At 71.7% G+C, this 19571-nt stretch carries 13 protein-coding genes and 1 tRNA gene; 8 read left to right on the forward strand and 6 right to left on the reverse strand.

Going from position 1 to position 19571, the window contains the following annotated elements; all coding sequences use genetic code 11:
• Nucleotides 1-136: 136 nt before the first annotated feature.
• Nucleotides 137-221: transfer RNA gene (locus tag GL259_RS31970), tRNA-Leu, on the forward strand.
• Nucleotides 222-556: 335 nt separating this feature from the next.
• Nucleotides 557-1180: a DUF6461 domain-containing protein gene (locus GL259_RS31975; protein WP_159536750.1), complete on the forward strand. Its 624-nt coding sequence runs from the start codon at nucleotides 557-559 to the stop codon at nucleotides 1178-1180.
• Between the two features lie 31 nt (nucleotides 1181-1211).
• On the opposite strand, the gene GL259_RS31980 is transcribed toward GL259_RS31975, so the two are convergent.
• From GL259_RS31980 to GL259_RS31990, 3 genes are all read right to left on the reverse strand, one after another.
• The gene (locus tag GL259_RS31980) at nucleotides 1212-2612 is read right to left on the reverse strand and encodes an SMI1/KNR4 family protein (RefSeq protein WP_159536751.1); all 1401 of its coding nucleotides are present in this window, start codon (nucleotides 2610-2612) and stop codon (nucleotides 1212-1214) included.
• Between the two features lie 63 nt (nucleotides 2613-2675).
• The gene (locus GL259_RS31985; protein ID WP_159536752.1) at nucleotides 2676-3773 is read right to left on the reverse strand and encodes a VWA domain-containing protein; all 1098 of its coding nucleotides are present in this window, start codon (nucleotides 3771-3773) and stop codon (nucleotides 2676-2678) included.
• A gap of 249 nt (nucleotides 3774-4022) precedes the next feature.
• Nucleotides 4023-5435: an MFS transporter gene (locus tag GL259_RS31990; RefSeq protein ID WP_159536753.1), complete on the reverse strand. Its 1413-nt coding sequence runs from the start codon at nucleotides 5433-5435 to the stop codon at nucleotides 4023-4025.
• Between the two features lie 477 nt (nucleotides 5436-5912).
• Between GL259_RS31990 and fusA the strand changes: the two genes are divergently transcribed.
• On the forward strand, nucleotides 5913-7973 hold the full coding sequence (gene fusA, locus GL259_RS31995; RefSeq protein WP_208026542.1) for an elongation factor G: 2061 nt from the start codon (nucleotides 5913-5915) through the stop codon (nucleotides 7971-7973).
• A 122-nt stretch (nucleotides 7974-8095) separates the two neighbouring features.
• On the opposite strand, the gene GL259_RS32000 is transcribed toward fusA, so the two are convergent.
• Nucleotides 8096-9883, reverse strand: a complete 1788-nt coding sequence (locus GL259_RS32000) for a coagulation factor 5/8 type domain-containing protein (RefSeq protein ID WP_159536754.1) — start codon at nucleotides 9881-9883, stop codon at nucleotides 8096-8098.
• Nucleotides 9884-10127: 244 nt separating this feature from the next.
• Here GL259_RS32000 and GL259_RS32005 point away from each other — a divergent pair, with 244 nt between their 5' ends.
• From GL259_RS32005 to GL259_RS32025, 5 genes are all read left to right on the forward strand, one after another.
• Nucleotides 10128-11444 (forward strand): sugar ABC transporter substrate-binding protein, encoded by a 1317-nt coding sequence (locus GL259_RS32005; RefSeq protein ID WP_159536755.1) that lies wholly within the window; start codon nucleotides 10128-10130, stop codon nucleotides 11442-11444.
• Between the two features lie 14 nt (nucleotides 11445-11458).
• A complete protein-coding gene (locus tag GL259_RS32010; RefSeq protein WP_159539156.1) occupies nucleotides 11459-12451 on the forward strand; it encodes a sugar ABC transporter permease in 993 nt (330 codons plus the stop codon).
• Nucleotides 12452-12500: 49 nt separating this feature from the next.
• Entirely contained in the window at nucleotides 12501-13340 is an 840-nt protein-coding gene (locus GL259_RS32015; protein ID WP_159539155.1) for a carbohydrate ABC transporter permease, read from the forward strand.
• Between the two features lie 29 nt (nucleotides 13341-13369).
• The gene (locus GL259_RS32020) at nucleotides 13370-14728 is read left to right on the forward strand and encodes a GH1 family beta-glucosidase (protein WP_208026543.1); all 1359 of its coding nucleotides are present in this window, start codon (nucleotides 13370-13372) and stop codon (nucleotides 14726-14728) included.
• A 131-nt stretch (nucleotides 14729-14859) separates the two neighbouring features.
• Entirely contained in the window at nucleotides 14860-16737 is a 1878-nt protein-coding gene (locus GL259_RS32025) for a discoidin domain-containing protein (protein WP_159536757.1), read from the forward strand.
• Between the two features lie 76 nt (nucleotides 16738-16813).
• On the opposite strand, the gene GL259_RS32030 is transcribed toward GL259_RS32025, so the two are convergent.
• Both GL259_RS32030 and GL259_RS32035 read right to left on the reverse strand, forming a co-directional pair.
• Nucleotides 16814-17536: a DUF6250 domain-containing protein gene (locus GL259_RS32030; protein ID WP_159536758.1), complete on the reverse strand. Its 723-nt coding sequence runs from the start codon at nucleotides 17534-17536 to the stop codon at nucleotides 16814-16816.
• A complete protein-coding gene (locus GL259_RS32035; protein ID WP_159536759.1) occupies nucleotides 17520-19427 on the reverse strand; it encodes a hypothetical protein in 1908 nt (635 codons plus the stop codon). Before GL259_RS32035 ends, GL259_RS32030 begins: the two co-directional genes overlap by 17 nt.
• Nucleotides 19428-19571 lie beyond the last annotated feature (144 nt).

Raw genomic sequence — 19571 nt, forward strand, 5'->3', positions numbered from 1 at the left:
GGCTCCGGGTTCCCTGAGAACCCGGGCGCCGGACCGTCGCCCGAGGGACGGAAACGCAGGTGAAAGGCGCTGCGAAACCTTGGTATGGTTGTCCCTGTCGCCGCGGGGAACACCCCGGCAAGGCGGCAGACACCTGGTCCGGGTGGCGGAATGGCAGACGCGCTAGCTTGAGGTGCTAGTGCCCTTTATCGGGCGTGGGGGTTCAAGTCCCCCCTCGGACACACAGCTGGACGACACGCTTTCGAGGACCTCGACCTGACGGTCGCGGTCCTCGCGGCGTTTCGGCGGCCGATGGTGGTCCCCAGGGATGCGCGGAGCGCCGTCTCGGCGCCGGGTTCCGCGTTCCGCGGTCGCTGCGCGACGTTCCCGGGGTTCCCCACGAACGTGACGCTCTCCTTCTCCGTGAGCGGCTCACCCGTCTTCTCGTCCTTCTTCGGCCGGCTCCCGGCCGCCCGACGGTGACCCCACCACCCCGGTCGCACCGTTCGTTTGACGGACCGGGGCCCGGCAGGCACGATCCGGCAGGCGGAGCCGATGGACGGGACGGGAGCAGAACATGGCAGCGGACGCGCTCGACTGGGCGGGCGACCAGATGTGCGTCACCTTCACCCGGGGGCTGGACCCCGCCGAGGTGTTCACCCGCTACGGCGCCGACCCGGCCCGTTCCCGCCTGCTCGACGCGGACGCCGCGTCCGACCTGCCCACGGGGCAGTTCGCCGCCGGAGCGGTGTCGCTCCTGCGGTCCGGGAGGCTCGGCGACTGGACGTTCTGCGTCGAGGAGGACGGCGTCATCGGCTCGTGGCCCGAACTCCTCTCCGCGCTGTCCCGCGGCACCGAGACCTACGGCGTCCTGTCCACCGAGGGCCTTGCCGTCTTCCAGCACTGGCGCGACGGCCGGTGCCTGGAGAACTTCGAACCCGACCTGGAACAACCCCCGTCCGAGCATCCCGGTCCTTGGTGGGACAGGGTTCAGGAAGCCCTGGCCGAGGGCGAGGGCTCCGGAATGGCTCCCGTGGTCGCCCTCGTCCTCGACCACCTCGGCCTCACCCTGGACGACGCGACCCTGGCAGCCCCCTGGCCCACACTGACCGTCGCGGAGGACGACGCCCCGTCCGCACCACGCGGCGGCTCCTACGCGGGTGAGGGCCCGGTCCCGCCGGGCGCCGTCGAGATCCTGTAGGTCCCGGGCCGTACCTGCCGCCCCGTTCCCCTCAGGAGTCCGGGGACGGGCTCCGGCTCCCGGTGCGGGCCGCTCCCTCAGGCACCGTGATGCAGGCGATCGGCGGCCGGCCGTACAGGGCGAGGATCTCGTTGGCGAGGGCGATGGTCCGCAACGGGTTGTCCCGCTGCCGGTGGGCCTCGATGCCCGCGGCGAGGAGCCCGGTGGGCACGGCCCCCGAGTCGAGCAGGACACGCCACTCCGCGGGCGGGAGCTCCAGGTACTCGAGGTGGGGGAGCCGGGAGATCTCACACGGATCGGCGAGGGTACCGGCATGCGCACAGAGGGTCCGCAGGCGCGGCAGGCCGAAGACGGGGGCGAGGCTGAGGGGCTCCTTCTCCCACGCCCCGATGCTGAGGACCTCCAGGGCGGGGTGGGCGGCTGCCTCGATGCCGGGGAGGGAGGCGCGGTTGACGTGGGCGACGAGCGGGGGCCGTTCGGCCCTCGGGACCGGCCGGCCGTCGAAGTGACGGTGGACGACCATGTCGGTGAGGGAGTCGGCGACCAGCCCGGCACCGATGTTCCCCTCGTGACCGATGACGATCACCTGTCCGACGTGCCCGTCCGGACCCGGCAGGAGATCGACGGCCATGCGGTCCCCGCCGCCGTCGTCACCGAAGACGATCCAGCCCGGCGAGCCGACAAGCTGCTGCACGGCGTCCTCGGGTCCCGTCTCGACCGCCTCCATGGCGCCGAACCGCCACAGCACCTTCCGGGACGCCGCGTCGGCGACGTACACCTTGCCGAGGGGGAACAGTTCACAGCCGATGGTGTCGTACGGGTCCCGGAAGTCGTCCCAGTCCTCGTACCGGCCCCGGACGACCTGGTACAGGGCCCTCAGCTCGGGCGGCAACGGCACGCCCAGGCGCGCCTCGGCCGCTGCGATCTCCTCCTCGGAGGCGCCCACCGCGTCCGGGAGCCGTTCGCGAAGAGTGCGCTGCAGCAGTTCCACGTCCGCGGACGGAGCCGGCACCGCGTCCGGCACCGGATCGGGCAGGCGGCGCACCGGCTCGGGCAGCGCCCCGTCCGCGAGGAGGAGCGTGCCGGGGTGCGCGGTCGCGATACCCGGCTCCACGGAGGAGCCCGGTTCGATCAGGTGCAGCCGGACACCACCGGGGGCGGAGGAGGCCTCGACGACGAAGGAGACACCGTCGCTCCCGTCCTCCTTGAGCGCCTCGGCGACCAGGCCCACCGCGTCGAGCTCCTCCTGGTGGTCGGAGACCGGTGAGGCACGCCCCGGCCGCGGCGGCCGGTGCGGCAGCGGAACACTCCACGCCCCGGGACCGATCTGTCCCGCCACGTGCCCGCCGGGCGCGGAGAGCGTCTCCGCGTGGGCGGCGCACAGGAGGCGCAGCAGGGGCCGCCAGGTGGCGGCGTCATGGAGCGAGGGCACGGGAAGACCTCCTGAGGGTGTGCTCGCCGATTCCGGATCATGGGCGGGGCGCCGGCACCCCCGCTACAGCAGGACGAGCAGCTTCGTCCCCGGAACCAGCTTCCTGTTGACCGAGGTCGACTGGACGAACACGGTGTAGGCCGCATTGCTCCCCGGTGTCACCGTGACCTCCGTCGCCGGCAGGCCCAGGAGCTGCCGGGCGGCGGGGCCGGTGAACACCTTCCCGGTCATCCGGCCGGTGGCGGGGTCCTTCTCCGCCACGGCGATCTTCTTGCCGGCCTGGATCTTCTCGCGCTTGGACAGCTCGTAGAAGGCGCAGCCGGTCTTGTACGGGTGCCCGGCGCTGGTGACGAAATCGCGGATCGACGTCTGCTGGTCCACGGGGATCAGCACGTACTTGCCGGCGTCCAGGGCCTGGAGGCTGGACTTCACGTCGGCCGTGCTCAGGTCCTGCCCCATCGCGAAGAGGTTCCTGGTGCCGCGCACGCCCTGCTCGCGGTCCCGCAGGAACTTCGTGGCGGCCGTCTTGACGGCGCCGATCGCCTCCTCGACGCCCTGGGCCGAGTCCGCGTCCCAGATCGAGATGTTGCCCGTCGGGAAGCCGTACTGCTGGGCGGTGCGCTTGGCCAGGGAGTTCGGCACCATGATGGCCGAGGTCCAGTGGTCCGGCAGGTTGTTCATCTTGTCCGCGATCCTGCTCAGCCACTCGTCCAGGACGGCGCGGCCGTCGGGAAGGCGGTCGTGGCGCGCGCCCGTCCGGTCGGCACCGGAGGCGTTCTCCTCGCCGTCGGTGACGACGACCTGGAGGAAGCTGTGCTCGCCGTACTCCTCCCATATGTGGCCGAGGTCGTCGAGCGCCTTCACCGACGCCTGGATCAGCGCCGTCGCGCCGTTCTCCACGGTGTACAGGCCCCGCATGGACGGCAGGTGCTTGACGTCCATGTCCCACACCAGGTTCTCGACCAGGTGGTCGAAGGCGTAGAGGCTGATCCGGGTCTCGTGGCCGAGCCGGTCGGACTCCTCCTTCAGCCCCTTCACGAACTCGTCCACCACCCGGATGAGCTGCTCCGAGTGCCCCCGCATCGAGCCGGACTTGTCGATGACGAGAGCGACGTGGTTCACGAAGTGCTTCTTGAGCCGGTCCTTCACCGTGGCGCCCAACGTGCCAACCCCCTCTGATCGTTCCCCCGGACCACAGCAGCGCTCTGCGGAGACACGGCTTTCTGACGGCGACTCACCGGTCGCCGTCCGGCCCGTCCAGATGATGGCATCACTTTATGGAGGGGCACTGACAACGCGTGCCGGGCCGCGGTTCTGCACATGAGGCACCGCCGTGTGCGGGCCGAGACACCGCGGCCCCCCGTGCCCGTGTACGGGGCGCAGGGGGCCGCGGCGGGGCGCCCGGACGGTTCAGGAGGCCGTGGTGGCGGCGCGGTCCTCGTCCCGGGCGGGGGCGGTGGGGACCTCGCCCGCGTCGAGCGCGACGTCCTTGGTCTCCTTGCCGATCAGCAGCGCGACCAGGGTCAGCAGTGCCATCGCGGAGAGGTAGACCCCGACCAGCCACGGGGAACCGTCACCGGCCTCCCACAGGGCCACCGCTATGAACGGGGCGACGGCCGCGCCGAGGATGGAGCTGACGTTGTACGAGATGCCGGAGCCCGTGTAGCGCACGCTCGTCGGGAAGAGCTCCGGCAGCAGCGCGCCCATCGGGCCGAAGGTCATGCCCATCAGGGTGAAGCCGAGCACCAGCCACAGCACCACGCCGAGCGTGCCCATGCCGGTCAGCGGCGCCCACGCCAGCCCGAAGACCAGGATCCCGGCGGTGACCAGGATCAGCGTGCTGCGCCGGCCGTACTTGTCGGCGAGCGGGCCGGAGACCAGGGTGAACACGGCGAAGAACAGCACGCCGAAGATCATCATCAGCACGAAGGTGGTGTAGCTGTACCCGAGGCCCGGCACGGCGGCGTCCTCGGGCGTACGGCCGTAGCTCAGCGAGAACGTGGTCATCAGGTAGAAGAGCACGTACGTCGCCAGCATGAAGAAGGTGCCGAGGACCAGCTGCTTCCAGTGGCTGCGGAAGACGGTGGCCAGCGGCAGCTTCCGCACCAGCCCGGCCTCGCGGGTCCTGGAGAAGACCGTCGACTCGACCAGGCGCATGCGCACCCACAGGCCGATCGCCACCATCACGGCGGAGAACAGGAACGGCACGCGCCAGCCCCAGCTCAGGAAGGCCTCCGAGGGCTGCGACGGGTCGGCACCCGCCGTGGACGGCAGCAGTGCGCCGATGATCAGGAAGAGGCCGTTGCCGATGATGAAGCCGAGCGGGGCGCCCAGCTGCGGGAAGGTGCCGTACAGCGCGCGCTTGTCGCTCGGGGCGTTCTCGGTGGCGACCAGGGCGGCGCCGCTCCACTCGCCGCCGAGCGCGAAGCCCTGCGCGAGCCGCATCAGCACCAGCAGAGCGGTGGCGATCCAGCCGGCCTGCTCGTAGGTGGGCAGCACGCCGATGAGGAAGGTGGCGATGCCCATGGTGAGGAGCGAGGCCACCAGCGTGCCCTTGCGGCCGAGCCGGTCGCCGAGGTGTCCGAAGACGACGGCGCCGATCGGGCGGGCGACCATCGCGGCACCGAACACCGCGAAGGACGACAGCAGCGCCGTGGTCGGGTCGCTGCTCGGGAAGAAGAGCGTGGGGAAGACCAGGACGGCGGCGGTCGCGTAGATGTAGAAGTCGTAGAACTCGATCGTCGTGCCGATGAGGCTCGCGATGAGGACGCGGGACCGCGAGTTGACGGGGGCCGGGGCCGGACTGCTGGTTGGTGCGGGCATTTCACGGTCTTTCCAGGGGGGAACGGTCGCCGGTGGCGTGCGCCGACGGCCCGCACGGCGCCACGCGTCCTCGGGGAGGGCCGCGCGAACAGTGTGGGCCGTACAACGATCTCAGACATCTCATCAATCAGGAACGTTGTACCAAGATCTGAGACGCGCATATTGCGTGGCCCGGCCCTTCCCTCCGTCCCTACACTCACCGGGCAGGCGCCGCCCTTCGTCGGGTGGTGCGTTCGTGACCAGTGAGGGGAGACCGGCCGTGCGTGACCGCACCGTTGCCGCCGCTCCCCGTTCCCGGTCCCGTCGGTCCGTGGTGATCCTGGTGTCCCCGGCCGTCCGGTGCCCGCTGCGCGGCCGGCACCGGAGGCCCGTGACGCACGTCTGACCCCCGCACCCCCCGTTCGTCGAGGGCGTGCGCCGTCGTGCGCCGGGGAAATCGCGCCGCCCTTTTCCGGAACATCCGAAAGGCCGTGTGCCATGCGCACCCCGATGAACGCCGACCCCCTCGCCACCGTCCGCAACCTCGGCATCCTCGCCCACGTCGACGCCGGCAAGACCACCGTCACCGAGCGGATCCTGTACGCGACCGGCACCACGCACAAGCGCGGGGAGGTCCACGACGGCACCACCGTCACCGACTTCGACCCGCAGGAGCGCGACCGGGGCATCACCATCTTCGCCGCCGCCGTCAGCTGCGTCTGGGAGGGACACCGCGTCAACCTCATCGACACCCCGGGCCACGTCGACTTCGCCGACGAGGTGGAGCGCTCGCTGCGCGTCCTCGACGGCGCGGTCGCCGTGTTCGACGCGGTCGCCGGCGTGGAACCGCAGAGCGAGTCGGTGTGGCGGCAGGCGGACCGGCACGGCGTGCCGCGGATCGCGTTCGTCAACAAGATGGACCGCGCGGGCGCCGACCTGGACGCGGCCGTCGCGTCGATCCGGGAGCGGCTGCACCCCGCGCCCCTCGCGGTCCAGTTGCCGATCGGCGCGGAGGACGCCTTCACCGGCGTCGTCGACCTGCTGCGGATGCGGGCGCTGACCTGGAACGGCGACGGCGAGGCCGCCGGCGAGGCCCCGGTGCCGGAGGAACTGCGCGCCGAGGCCCACCGGCGGCGCCGGCTGCTGGAGGAGGCCGTCGCCGAGCTGCACCCGGGCGCGCTGGAGGAGTTCTGCGACACCGGCTCGCTCGGCACCGGGACGCTCGTGTCCGCCCTGCGGGACCTGACCCTCGGCGGTGACGCCGTGGTCGTGCTGTGCGGCTCCGCCTACCGCAACCGCGGCGTCGAACCGCTGCTGGACGCGGTCCTCGCCTACCTGCCGTCACCGCTCGACGTGCCGCCGGTGCGCGCGACGGACGGCGACGGCCGGGAACGGGAGCGGGCCGCCGACCCGGCGGCACCGCTGGCCGCCCTCGCGTTCAAGGTGAACGCCACCGCCACCGGGCGGCTGACCTACCTGCGCCTGTACGCGGGGACGATGGAGAAGGGAGACACCGTGTGGGACGCGACCGCGCGCCGCACCGAGCGGATCGGACGGATCCTGCGGGTGCAGGCCGACCGGCACGCACCCGTGGACCGGGCGGTCGCCGGGGACATCGTCGCCGTGGTCGGACTGAAGTCCGCCCGCGCCGGTTCCACCCTGTGCGCGCCGGACGCCCCGCTGGTCCTGGAGCCTCCGGGCGTCGCCGAGCCCGTCGTCTCCGTGGCGGTCGAGGCGCTCCGGGGCACCGACACCGGGCGTCTGGCGTCGGTGCTCGGGCGGCTCGCCGAGGAGGACCCGTCACTGGTCGTGCGCACCGACCCGGAGACCGGCCAGACGGTGCTGTCCGGCATGGGGGAGCTGCACCTGGAGGTCGCGGTGGAGAAGATCCGGCGTGAGCACGGGCTCGGCGTCAACGTCGGCCGCCCCCGGGTCAGCCACCGGGAGACCGTCGGACGCGGGGTGTCCGGGTTCGTGTTCCGGCACGTCAAACAGGACGGCGGGGCAGGGCAGTTCGCCCATGTCGTGCTCGACGTCGAGCCGCTGGACACGCCGGAGGCCGGTTTCGCGTTCCGCTCGGTGGTCACCGGCGGGCGGGTGCCGCAGGAGTACGTCCGCGCGGTCGAGGCCGGCTGCCGGGACGCCCTGGCCGAGGGGCCGCTGGGCGGGCATCCGGTGACGGGTCTGCGGGTCACCCTCACCGACGGCTCGACCCATGTGAAGGACTCCTCGGACACCGCCTTCCGCACCGCCGGCCGGTCCGGTCTGCGGGACGCGCTGCGCGCCTGCGCGATGGTCCTGCTGGAACCGGTCGTGGAGGTCACGGTCACCGTGCCCGAGGACGCGGTGGGCGGGGTGCTCGGCGATCTGGCCGCGCGCCGCGGCCGGGTGACCGGATCGGTCACCCGGGCGGGCGCGACGGTCGTCACCGCCACCGTGCCGCTGGCCGAGCTGTTCGGCTACGCGACCCGGCTGCGCAGCCGCACCCAGGGCCGCGGCACCTTCACCACCCGGCCGGCCGGCCACGCGCCGGCACCGGCCGCGGCGCCCGCGCGGTAGTGCGGTAGTGCGGTGACCGGCACGACGGCCCCTCCCGACTCAGTGGGAGGGGCCGCCACCGGCGCCGCACGGGGCGCGCCCGACCGTCGGCGTCGGTCGGGACGTGCCCCGGCGGGCCGGGATCAGGGGTAGGACACCACCGTCGACGGCACGGTGTTCGTGCCCGAGGTCGGCGCTCCGGTGTCGTTGATGACGCACTCGTACTGCCCGTGTCCGCTCAGCGAGACGACCAGCAGGTGGTGGAAGCGCACACCGGGCCGGTTCGGGGCGGCGAAGCCGTGGTGCTGGACGATCGTCGGGTCGACGTTGTAGTAGCAGTAACTGCCCATGCCCCAGCCCTCGTGGGCGGTGACGTGGTCGCCGACCTTGTACGCGGCGTAGCCCTTCAGCGGACCGTTCTGGACGGCGGCCTGGTTCGGGGCGTCGTACGCCTTCTCGTTCTGGAAGAAGACGGTGCGCCCGCGCTCGCCGTTCCACTGCACGTCGTACTTGTTGAAGTGCTCGACGAACAGGCCGGTCGCGAGGACGTCGTGGCCGTTGACCACGACACCGTAGTCGCAGCGGTTGGTCTCCCAGCCCACCCCCTCGCCGTGGTCGGCGCGCCAGACCCAGGTGTGGTCGACGATGGTGTGCCGGGCGTTGATCACCATGCTGGTGGTCGCCCTGCCGGGCCCGGCCCCGCCGATCCGGATGAAGACGTCCTGGACGGTGACGGGGTTGGCGGAGTGGTCCCGGGAGGCGCCGGCCGGCCCGACCTCCAGCAGCACCGGGGAGTTGACCGGCCCGGCGTCGACCAGGAAGCCGGCCAGCCGTACGCCGTCGACGTCGGCGACCTTCAGGGCGGTGACGCCGTTGTCGGGGATGAGGGTGGCGTAGCCGAGACCCAGGACGACCGTGTTCGGCCGGTTCACCCGGACCGGCTGGTCGACGTGGTAGATGCCGGGCGTGAGCAGCAGGTTCAGGCCCTGGTCGAGCGCCTGGTTGAGGGTGGCCGCCGAGTCGCCGGGCCTGGCGACGTAGAAGCGGTCCAGCGGCAGTGAGGTGCCGCGCGGGGTGCCGTTGCCCCAGGTGACGCCGCGCGCGCCGGTCCGCAGCGCGGGCAGGAAGACGCGGTACCGGTCGCCGTCGAGGTGGAGGAAGGGCTTCTCGCGGGACAGGGGCGTCGTGTCCAGCGTGGTGTACGGCGGGTTCGGGAAGCTCTGCGCGGGGGCGCCCTCGACGCCGGAGAAGACCATGTTCCACACCGCGTTGGTCCAGCCGCCGACCGAGCTGTCCCGGGTGTACCACTGCTGCTGCGAGTACGGGCCGACCGTGCCGTCGATCCGGCTGTCGGCGATGTAGCCGCCGCTCGCCCAGCCGTAGCCGGAGGGAGCGAGATCGAGGCCGCCGCGCACGTGCATCCGGCGGAAGGGGGCCGCCTGGGCGACCGCCCAGCGGTTGGTGCCGGAGACCGGGACGAGGGCCAGGTTCTCCGCCGAACGCCAGAAGTTCTGCGTGGCGTTGCCGTCGAACCAGCCGGCGTCGACCGTCACGTCGCCGTGGAGGGTGGTGTCGTCGGGGGAGAGGCCGAGGCCGGAGACGGACGTGTAGAAGCCGATCCGCGCGTTGAGCCCGTGGTAGGCGCCCGGCTTGAAGAGGAACTGGTGGCGGCCGGTGCCGAACTGCGCCGACTCCTGCCGGGCGAACACCTCGTCCAGCTTGGCCTGGATGCCCGGCGTGGACGGGTCGAAGACGATCACGTTGGGGCCGAGGTCGCCACCGCCCTTCAGCCGCCGGGGCTTCTTGCGCGCGGCCGGCGCGGCGGACGCCGTGCCGGGCAGGCCGGCCAGCACGGGAACGGCCGCGGCGGCACCGAGCACGGTACGGCGACCGGGGGCGGACTGCGGAGTCGACGGGGAGTCGGACGTCATGGGGCGGCTCTCCTGGTTCAGGAAGTGAACGGTGTGGGGGAGTTGGGAGCGCTCTCTCGCCGCTGAATGGTTCATCCCTGGAACAGATGAGTCAAGAGGTGCGGCGAGAGTTGGGTGAGCCCGTCCAAACCCTTGACGTGGTCCCGTCCGAAGGTTTAACTCACGTCCTAAATTAAGCCATGAGGAACTGTCCTCGGGTCTTCCCGGAGGCAGTCGGCATTCCCGGAAAGGGACACCAGGAGCCATGCGCAGCATCCGAGCCGCGGCCACAGGCGCCGTCATCCTGTCTCTCGCACTCGCCGCCTCGGCCTGCGGAGGCGGATCGAGCACCGGCGGCGGGTCCAACGACTCGCCCGAGGAGCTCACCTACTGGGCGTCCAACCAGGGCGCGAGCATCGAGATCGACAAGAAGGTGCTCCAGCCCGAGCTGGACAAGTTCGAGAAGCAGACCGGCATCAAGGTCAAGCTGGAGGTCGTCCCCTGGTCCGACCTGCTCAACCGGATCCTCACCGCGACCACCTCCGGCCAGGGACCGGACGTGCTGAACATCGGCAACACCTGGTCCGCCTCGCTCCAGGCGACCGGCGCGCTGCTGCCCTGGGACGCGAAGAACTTCGACAGGATCGGCGGCAAGGACCGCTTCGTCGAATCCGCGCTCGGCTCCACCGGCGTCGAGGGCCAGGACCCGGCCGCCGTCCCGCTGTACTCGATGGCGTACGCCCTCTACTACAACAAGCAGATGTTCGCCGACGCCGGCATCGACGGACCGCCGGCCACCTGGGACGAGCTGGTCGCCGCCGGCAAGAAGCTCTCCAAGGACGGCAAGTGGGGGATCGGTGTGGAGGGCTCCAACCCCTCCGAGAACATCCACCACGCCTTCGTCTTCGCCAAGCAGCACGGCGCCGACTTCTTCACCGCCGACGGCGAGGCCGACTTCACCAACGACGGCGTGGTCGCCGCGGTCAAGCAGTACGTCGACCTCATGGCCAAGGACAAGATCATCGCCCCGGGCAACGCCGAGTACGCCCAGAACCAGTCGGTGAGCGACTTCGCCAAGGGCAGGACCGGCATGCTGCTGTGGCAGTCCGCCTCCGCCAACCTCGAGTCCCAGGGCATGAGCGAGGACGCCTACGGCATCGCCCCGGTGCCCGTGCAGTCCGGCACCCCCGGCGCCGGCAAGCAGGTCAACTCGATGGTCGCGGGCATCAACCTCGCCGTCTTCAAGAACAGCGACAACCTCGACGGCGCCACGAAGTTCGTGAAGTTCATGACCAGCGACGCCGAGCAGAAGATCCTCAACACCGCCTACAGCTCCATCCCGCCGGTCAAGGCCGCCCAGCAGGACGCGGCCTTCGACTCACCGGCCGACGCCGTCCTGAAGGACACCCTCGCCAAGAGCGCCGTCGCCCTGCCGCAGGTGCCCGACGAGTCCCAGTTCGAGACCGCAGTGGGCACGGCCGTCAAGGAACTGTTCGCCGACGCCGCCGCCGGACGCGCGGTGACCACCGCCTCGGTGAAGGCCGCGCTCACCAAGGCGCAGCAGCAGATGCCCAAGAAGTGAGTCCCGACACCGCCATGACCGCCACCGCACCCGCAGCAGAGGCCGCCGTGCGGAAGAGCTCCCCCGGTGCGGCGCGCGGCCCCCGCCGCCGCCCCGGGCGGATCCGCCGCATCGGACTGCCCTACCTGCTCCTCCTGCCCGCCCTGCTCCTCGAACTCCTGGTCCACCTGGTGCCGATGGTGATCGGCATCGTGATGAGCTTCAAGGAGCTCACCCAGTTCTACATCCGCGACTGGGGCACCGCCCCCTGGGCCGCCCTGGACAACTACAAGGTGTCGGTGGACTTCGACGCCCCCGTCGGCGAGGCCCTGCTCCACTCCTTCCTCGTCACGATCGCCTTCACCCTGCTGTCGGTCGGCCTGTGCTGGCTCATCGGCACGGCCGCCGCGATCTGCCTGCAGGACACCTTCCGCGGCCGCGGCCTGCTGCGCGCCCTGTTCCTGGTCCCGTACGCCCTGCCGGTCTACACGGCCGTCATCACCTGGGTGTTCATGTTCCAGCACGACAACGGCCTGGTGAACCACGTCCTGCACGACCAGCTCGGCCTCACCGACAAGCCGTCCTTCTGGCTGATCGGCGACAACAGCTTCGTCGCCCTGCTGACGGTGTCGGTGTGGAAGGGCTGGCCGTTCGCCTTCCTCATCGTGATGGCCGGCCTGCAGAACATCCCCCGCGAGCTGTACGAGGCCGCCGCCCTCGACGGCGCCGGAATGCTCCAGCAGATCCGCCGCATCACCCTGCCCTCGCTCCGCCCCGTCAACCAGGTGCTGGTCCTCGTCCTGTTCCTGTGGACGTTCAACGACTTCAACACCCCGTACGTCCTCTTCGGCAAGACCGCCCCCGAGGCCGCGGACCTCATCTCGGTCCACATCTACCAGGCGTCCTTCGTCACCTGGAACTTCGGCACCGGTTCCGCGATGTCGGTCCTGCTGCTGCTCTTCCTGCTCGTCGTGACGGGCGCGTACCTCGTGCTCACCTCGCGCGGACGGAGGGCCCCGCATGCCTAGCTCCCCGACGACAACGGCCCCCGCGGCGAGGAAGCCGGCGGCCTCCCCGATGGCCCCGCCCCGCTCGTTCCTGTGGTCCCGGCGGATCTTCCTGACCCTGCTCACCGGTTTCGTGCTGGTCCCGGTCTACGTCATGGTCTCCAGCTCGCTGAAGCCGCTCGCGGACGTCACGGGCAAGTTCCGCTGGCTGCCGACCGAGCTGACGGTCCGCCCGTACATCGACATCTGGTCCACGGTCCCGCTGGGGCGCTACTTCGTGAACTCGCTGATCGTGGCGGGCGCGGCGACCGTCTGCTCGGTGGTGATCGCGGTCTTCTCGGCCTACGCCGTCAGCCGCTACACCTTCCGCGGCAAGCGCGTCTTCACGGTGACCGTGCTCTCCACGCAGATGTTCCCCGGCATCCTCTTCCTGCTCCCCCTCTTCCTGATCTACGTCAACATCGGCAACGCCACGGGCATCGCCCTGTTCGGCTCGCGCGGCGGCCTGATCCTGACGTACCTGACCTTCTCGCTCCCGTTCTCCATCTGGATGCTGATCGGCTACTTCGACTCGGTCCCGCGGGACCTGGACGAAGCGGCGATGGTGGACGGCTGCGGCCCGCTCGGCGCGCTGTTCCGGGTCGTGGTGCCGGCCGCGGTCCCCGGCATCGTGGCGGTGGCCGTCTACGCCTTCATGACCGCCTGGGGCGAGGTCCTGTTCGCCTCGGTGATGACCAACGACACCACCCGCACCCTGGCCGTGGGCCTCCAGGGCTACTCCACCCTCAACGACGTGTACTGGAACCAGATCATGGCCGCCTCGCTCGTGGTGAGCGTCCCCGTGGTCGCCGGTTTCCTGCTCCTGCAGCGCTACCTCGTCGCCGGCCTGACGGCAGGAGCCGTCAAGTGACCGGTTCCCCCGAACCCGAAGGGACTTCCGTGACCATCGACTACGCCGCCCTCCCCGACGACTTCCTGTGGGGCACGGCCACCTCGGCGTACCAGATCGAGGGAGCCGTGGCGGAGGACGGCCGTTCGCCGTCGATCTGGGACACCTTCTCGCACACCCCCGGCAAGACCGACAACGGGGACCACGGCGACGTCGCCTGCGACCACTACCACCGCTGGCGCGAGGACATCGACCTGATGCGCCGCCTGGGCACGAACGCCTACCGCCTGTCCATCGCCTGGCCGCGCGTCGTGCCGGGCGGCGACGGCCCGGTGAACGCGAAGGGCCTGGACTTCTACGACCGGCTGACCGACGGCCTGCTCCAGGCCGGCATCACCCCGTCGGTCACCCTCTACCACTGGGACCTGCCCCAGGTTCTCCAGGACCGCGGCGGCTGGCCGGAACGCGACACCGCCGAGCACTTCGCGGCGTACGCCTCGGTGGTCGCGGAGCGCCTGGGTGACCGCGTGCACCACTGGGCCACGCTCAACGAACCCCTGTGCTCGGCCTGGATCGGCCACCTGGAAGGCAAGATGGCCCCGGGCTGGACGGACCTGACGGCAGCCGTCCGGGCGTCCTACCACCTGCTGCTGGGCCACGGCCTCGCGGCGCGCGCCATCCGTGCGGCGGCCCCGGACGCCCGGGTGGGCATCGTCAACAACCTCTCCACGATCCACGCCGCGAGCGACAGCCCCGAGGACCGGGCGGCCGCCGTCCGCATGGACGGCCACACCAACCGCTGGTGGCTGGACCCCGTCCACGGCCGCGGCTTCCCGGCCGACATGCGCGAGGTCTACGGCGTCGAACTCCCGGAGAAGCCGGGCGACCTGTCGACCATCGCCGCCCCGCTCGACTGGCTGGGCCTGAACTACTACTTCCCGCAGGTCGTCGCCGCAGACCCGGACGGACCCGCGCCGTTCGCCGCGTTCGTCCGCCGCGAGGGCGTGCCGCGCACCGGCATGGACTGGGAGATCGACGCGAGCGGCATCGAGACCCTGCTGCTGCGCCTGACGAACGAGTACGGCGCGCGCGAGCTCTACGTCACCGAGAACGGCTCCGCCTTCCCGGACGTGGTCCGCCCCGACGGCACGATCGACGACCCCGAGCGCCAGGACTACCTGGAGCGGCACCTGGCCGCCTGCGCCTCCGCCGCCCGCAGGGGCGCCCCGCTGGCCGGCTACTTCGCCTGGTCGCTGCTGGACAACTTCGAGTGGGCGTACGGCTACGACAAGCGCTTCGGCCTCGTCCACGTCGACTACGCCACCCAGGTCCGCACCATCAAGGGGACCGGTCACCGGTACGCGGACATCATCCGCGGGCACGGGGAGCGGATCCGCCGCGCGGCCTGACCCCCGCCGTCCCCGGTGGGCGCGGGAGGACGACCCGCGCCCACCGGGGCCACCCCCACCTGTATGTCATGAGCGCGACATTCATCATCCATGACGGGGATCGGCGCCCCCACCTCCCCGAGGAGAGCCGTATGCCATCCCGTACCCCCCGCATCCTCCTGACCGCCCTCACCACGGCCGCGGTACTGTCCGCGGGCCCGGCCTTCGCCGCACCGGCTCCAAGGACGGCCGCGGTGGCGGCCGCCTGGGACACCGACCGCGCGGCGGCCGCGTACGCCGCCGACCCCGCCGGCGTCGCCGCCTCCGGCAGCGAGAACGCGGACACGGCACCCGCCCGCGCCTTCGACGGCAACGGCGCCACCCGCTGGTCCAGCGACTTCGCGGACGACGCCTGGATCCGCGTGGACCTCGGCTCCACCATCCGCGTCGACCGGGTCGTCCTCGACTGGGAGGCGGCCTACGGCAAGCGCTACGTCCTCGAGGCCTCGAGGAACGGCACGGACTGGACCCCGTTCTACACGGAGACCGCGGGCACCGGGGGATCGGTCACGGCACACACGTACCCCCAGGAGGTCACGGCCCGCTACGTCCGCATGCGCGGCGTGGAACGCGCCACACCCTGGGGCTACTCCCTCTACTCCTTCAAGGTCTACGGCGGCGAACCGGCCCCGGCCTCCACGACCCGCACCAACCTGGCCCTGAACCACCCCGCCTACGCGAACTACCACCAGCACGCGGGCAACTCACCGGCGTTCGTCACCGACGGCGGCCGGCCGGCCGACCTCAAGGCCGACCGGACCCGCTGGTCCAGCGACTGGAACGCCGACCGCTGGATCTCGGTCGACCTCGGCGCCCGCTCGACGGTCGACACGGTCGACCTCTACTGGGAGGCGGCGTACGCGGTCGACTACGAACTCCAGGTGTCGGACGACAACCGCACCTGGCGCACGGTGTACCGCCCCTCGGCCTCCGAGGTCGCCGCCCGCCGCGCCGACGTCAAGTCCCCCGGGGAGGCCGTCGGCCTGCACGACTCGATCCGCCTGCCCCAGCCCGTCACCGGCCGCTACGTCCGCATGCTCGGCAAGGAACGCCGCTCCTTCCACAACCCGGCCCCGTCCACCGCCCAGTTCGGCTACTCGCTCTACGAGTTCCAGGTCTGGGGCACCGGCGGCAGCGCGGCGGCGGCCTACCCGGCACTGCCGGGCGACCAGCCGGGCACCTACCGCACCACGTTCTTCGACGACTTCACGACCCCGTCCCTCGACCGCTCCAAGTGGCGCGTGGTCCGCACCGGCACGGAGATGGGCCCGGTCAACGGCGAGTCCCAGGCCTACGTGGACTCCACCGACAACATCCGCCAGGAGAACGGCAACCTGGTCCTGGAGGCCAAGCACTGCAAGGGCTGCACCCGGGCAGGCGGCGGCACGTACGACTTCACCTCCGGCCGCATCGACACCCACACCAGGTTCGACTTCACGTACGGCCGGGTCAGCGCACGCATGAGGCTCCCGGTGGGCGACGGCTTCTGGCCCGCGTTCTGGCTGCTCGGCAGCGACGTGGACGACCCGTCGGTCGGGTGGCCGTCCTCCGGCGAGACCGACATCATGGAGAACGTCGGCTACGCGGACTGGACCAGCACCGCCCTGCACGGCCCCGGCTACTCGGCCGACGGCAACATCGGCGCCCGCCAGACCTACCCGAACGGCGGCCGCGCCGACCAGTGGCACACGTACGCGGTCGAGTGGACCCCGACGGGCATGCGCTTCCACGTCGACGACCGCCTGGTCCAGGAGACCACCCGCAACAAGCTGGAGTCGACGCGCGGCCAGTGGGTCTACGACCACCGCCAGTACGTGATCCTCAACCTGGCGCTGGGCGGCGCCTACCCGGCCGGCTGGAACAAGGTCACGGCCCCCTACTGGGGTCTGCCGCAGTCCAGCGTGGACCGGATCGCGGCCGGGGGAGTGCGGGCGGAGGTGGACTGGGTGCGGGTGGAGCAGAAGGGGTAGCGGACCTGCCGCCCGGTGGGGCCGGCCTCACCGGGCGGCAGGTCCCACCCGGCCCGTGCCGGCGGCCTCCTCCCGGTCAGCGCCCGGGGGACTGCGCGCGCCACACCCGGAAGTCGCTGATCCGGAAGCGGCTCCAGGTGGTCCGGAAGGCGAAGTGCCCGGCCGTGTACGGCTCCGGGTCCCGGTGGTCGAAGACGAGACGGCCGTTGTTCCACCATCGGACGGTGGAGCCGTCGGAGACGATCCGGACGTGGTGCGGCTCGTTGGGGACGAGCAGCGGCTCGGTGTAGTCGTGGATCAGCGGGCGCACGCCCGCCTCGCCGACGTAACGGCGCAGCCGGGTCGTGGTGTTGGTGTTGGCGCCGTAGCCGACGTAGTACGTCCGCAGGTGGTCGTACTCGGCCAGGGCGCCGCCGCGGCGGGTGGCGAAGAGGTCGTGCGGGGAGCGGACGTCGGTGGCGTTCCAGAAGTTGTTGAGGTCCGAGACGCGGTCGTTGGCACCGCCCTCGGCGACCGGCGTGGCGGTGTACTCCAGGACGTACGGCCCCTCCAGGCGCTGCCTGAACCAGACGGTCGCACCGCTCGGCACGTCGATCTCCAGGATGCCGCGGGAGGCGGTGACGGTGCCGCCGTCCTGGAGTTCGACGGCCCACCGGCGCAGTCCGTGGCGGAAGTCGTCGCGGGCGAGGAGACGTCCGCGGCCGCGGCGGGCGGGGGACGCCTGTGCGCCGGCCGGGGCGACGGCGGTCAGGGCGGCTCCCGCCGCGAGGGCGGCGAAGGCTCTACGGGTGGTGGTCACGGGACACGGCTCCTCGGGGTGTGGTGACAGCGGGCCTCGGGACGCGGCGGGTCTCCGTGCCGAGGTAGTAGTCGGTGTAGGTGGACTGGAGGTAGCCGCGCACGGTCCAGCCGAGGCGGTGGGCCGGGTTGTGCGCGAGGGTGTAGAGGCGGGTCGAGGTCGGCTCGGTGGTGGTGTACAGCCGCAGGGCCGTGTGATCGGCCGTCTCGGCGAGGATTTCCTCGCGCCAGTCGCCGATCAGGTCGCCGTGGAACGGGGTCGCGTTGCGGGCGCCGGAGACGACACCGGGTGGGTCGAAGAGCGTGGCGCTGGTCCCGGTCGCGGGAGTCCACTTCTCGACGTGCGTGAAGTCGAGGAGCTCGGCGGCCTTGTCGCCGTCCCACCAGATGCGAAAGTTGACGCTGGGGGCGGTCGTGGCGATCCTGCCGTCGCGGACGTTGAAGACGCCCGCGCCGGGCCGGGTGACGTCGGCGGTGGAGGTCCAGTACTCGTAGCCGGGGTGCCCCGGGTCGATGTCGGCGGCGTTGCCGCGGCCGACGTCCAGGTCGGTTTCGCTCGCCGGGTCCGCCGGGTGCGCGCCGGTCGTGAGGCGCTCGCCGGTGGCGGCGTCGTAGTAGTACCAGGGGAAGTTCGACACGACGCCCAGTTCGGACTGCTGGACGGCGAAGCCCTCCAGGCCGGGCCGGGCGGGGTCGAGGTCGGCGATGTCGAAGCGGTCGCCGTGTCCGGCGCCGTCGACGACGTAGCGGAGGCTGCCGTCGTCGTCGACGACGTAGTTGCCGTCGGCGATCTCGTCCCGGCCGTCCCCGTCGAGGTCGACGGTGCGGATCTGGTGGAAGCTGCTCGCGCCGCGGTCGGTGGGCACCACGTACTTCCAGCGGCGGGTGAGGTCGGTGCCGTCGAAGTCCCAGGTCTGGAACAGCGTGCGGAACGTGCCGCGCCGGGCGCCGACACGGGTGACCAGCTTGGTGACCAGGCTGGGGCGTTCGCCGTCGAGGTACGCGATGCCGAAGTGGCCGCCGGAGGGGCCGTCGGCGGTGAAGTCGTCGGGCACCGGCTGCCGGGTGCGTTCGGCGCCGGTCGCCCCGTCGACGACGGAGACGAACTGGTCGGCGGGCGAAGCGGCGTGGACCCGGGAGCCGTCGGCGAAGGTGGTGCCGTCGGCGGTGTGCAGCAGCACCTCGGCGCGGCCGTCGCCGTCGAGGTCGTACACGGTGACGTTGTCGTCGTTGCGGTAACCGCCGACGGCCGTCGAGCCGCTGATGGCGGCGGGGGCCGGATCGTTGGCGCCGTTGCCGGGCACCTGGGCGAGCGAGCCCGGCCCGAGGTCGACGCGCCACAGTCGTTCGCCGGTGAGCGCGTACGCCTCCAGCAGGTCGGTGCCGGAGCGGTCGGCGGACAGCCGGCTGACGACGAGTTCGTACCGCCCGTCACCGTCGAGGTCGCCCGGCCAGGCGTGCCGGACGGTGTAGCCGTCGGCGGCGGCGAGCGGGATCTCGGCGTGGCCGACGGGGAGTTCGAACGCGGCGCGGCTCGCCCGGCGCTCCCGGCCGTCGACGACGGCCCGGACGGTGTAGGCGCCCTCGCCCCGGGTGTCGTCCCGGTAGGTCGTCGAGCGGGTGATCGGCGTGTGGTTCAGCCGGCGCCCGTTCTTGTACACGTTGAAGGCGATGCGGTCGCCCCTGCGCGCGTACTCGGTGCCGAGCAGGCGCCAGCTGAGGAAGGTTCCTCCGCCGGAGGGGACGGCGACCAGGCCCCGGTCGAGGTCCTCCACCACCCGGCGGGGGGTCGCGGCCGCGGTGGCGGTGTCGGCGGCGGGTGAGGCGAGCAGGCCCGCCAGCAGGGCGGCCGCGACGGTCGCCCCGGTTCTTCGGCGGTGCGTGGAGTGCACGGTCGGTGCTCCTTCGTGCGGGCGGAGGTCGACTCCGGGGGGAGGGAAGGTGCGAGGGGATGGGGGGATCACCCGCGCTCACCCTGCCTCACCCCCCGCCGCTTCGGACCGTTCTGCCACAAGAACGAAATGAAACGATCACAA

It is taken from the genome of Streptomyces sp. Tu 3180, assembly GCF_009852415.1.
In the GTDB taxonomy this organism is placed as follows: domain Bacteria; phylum Actinomycetota; class Actinomycetes; order Streptomycetales; family Streptomycetaceae; genus Streptomyces.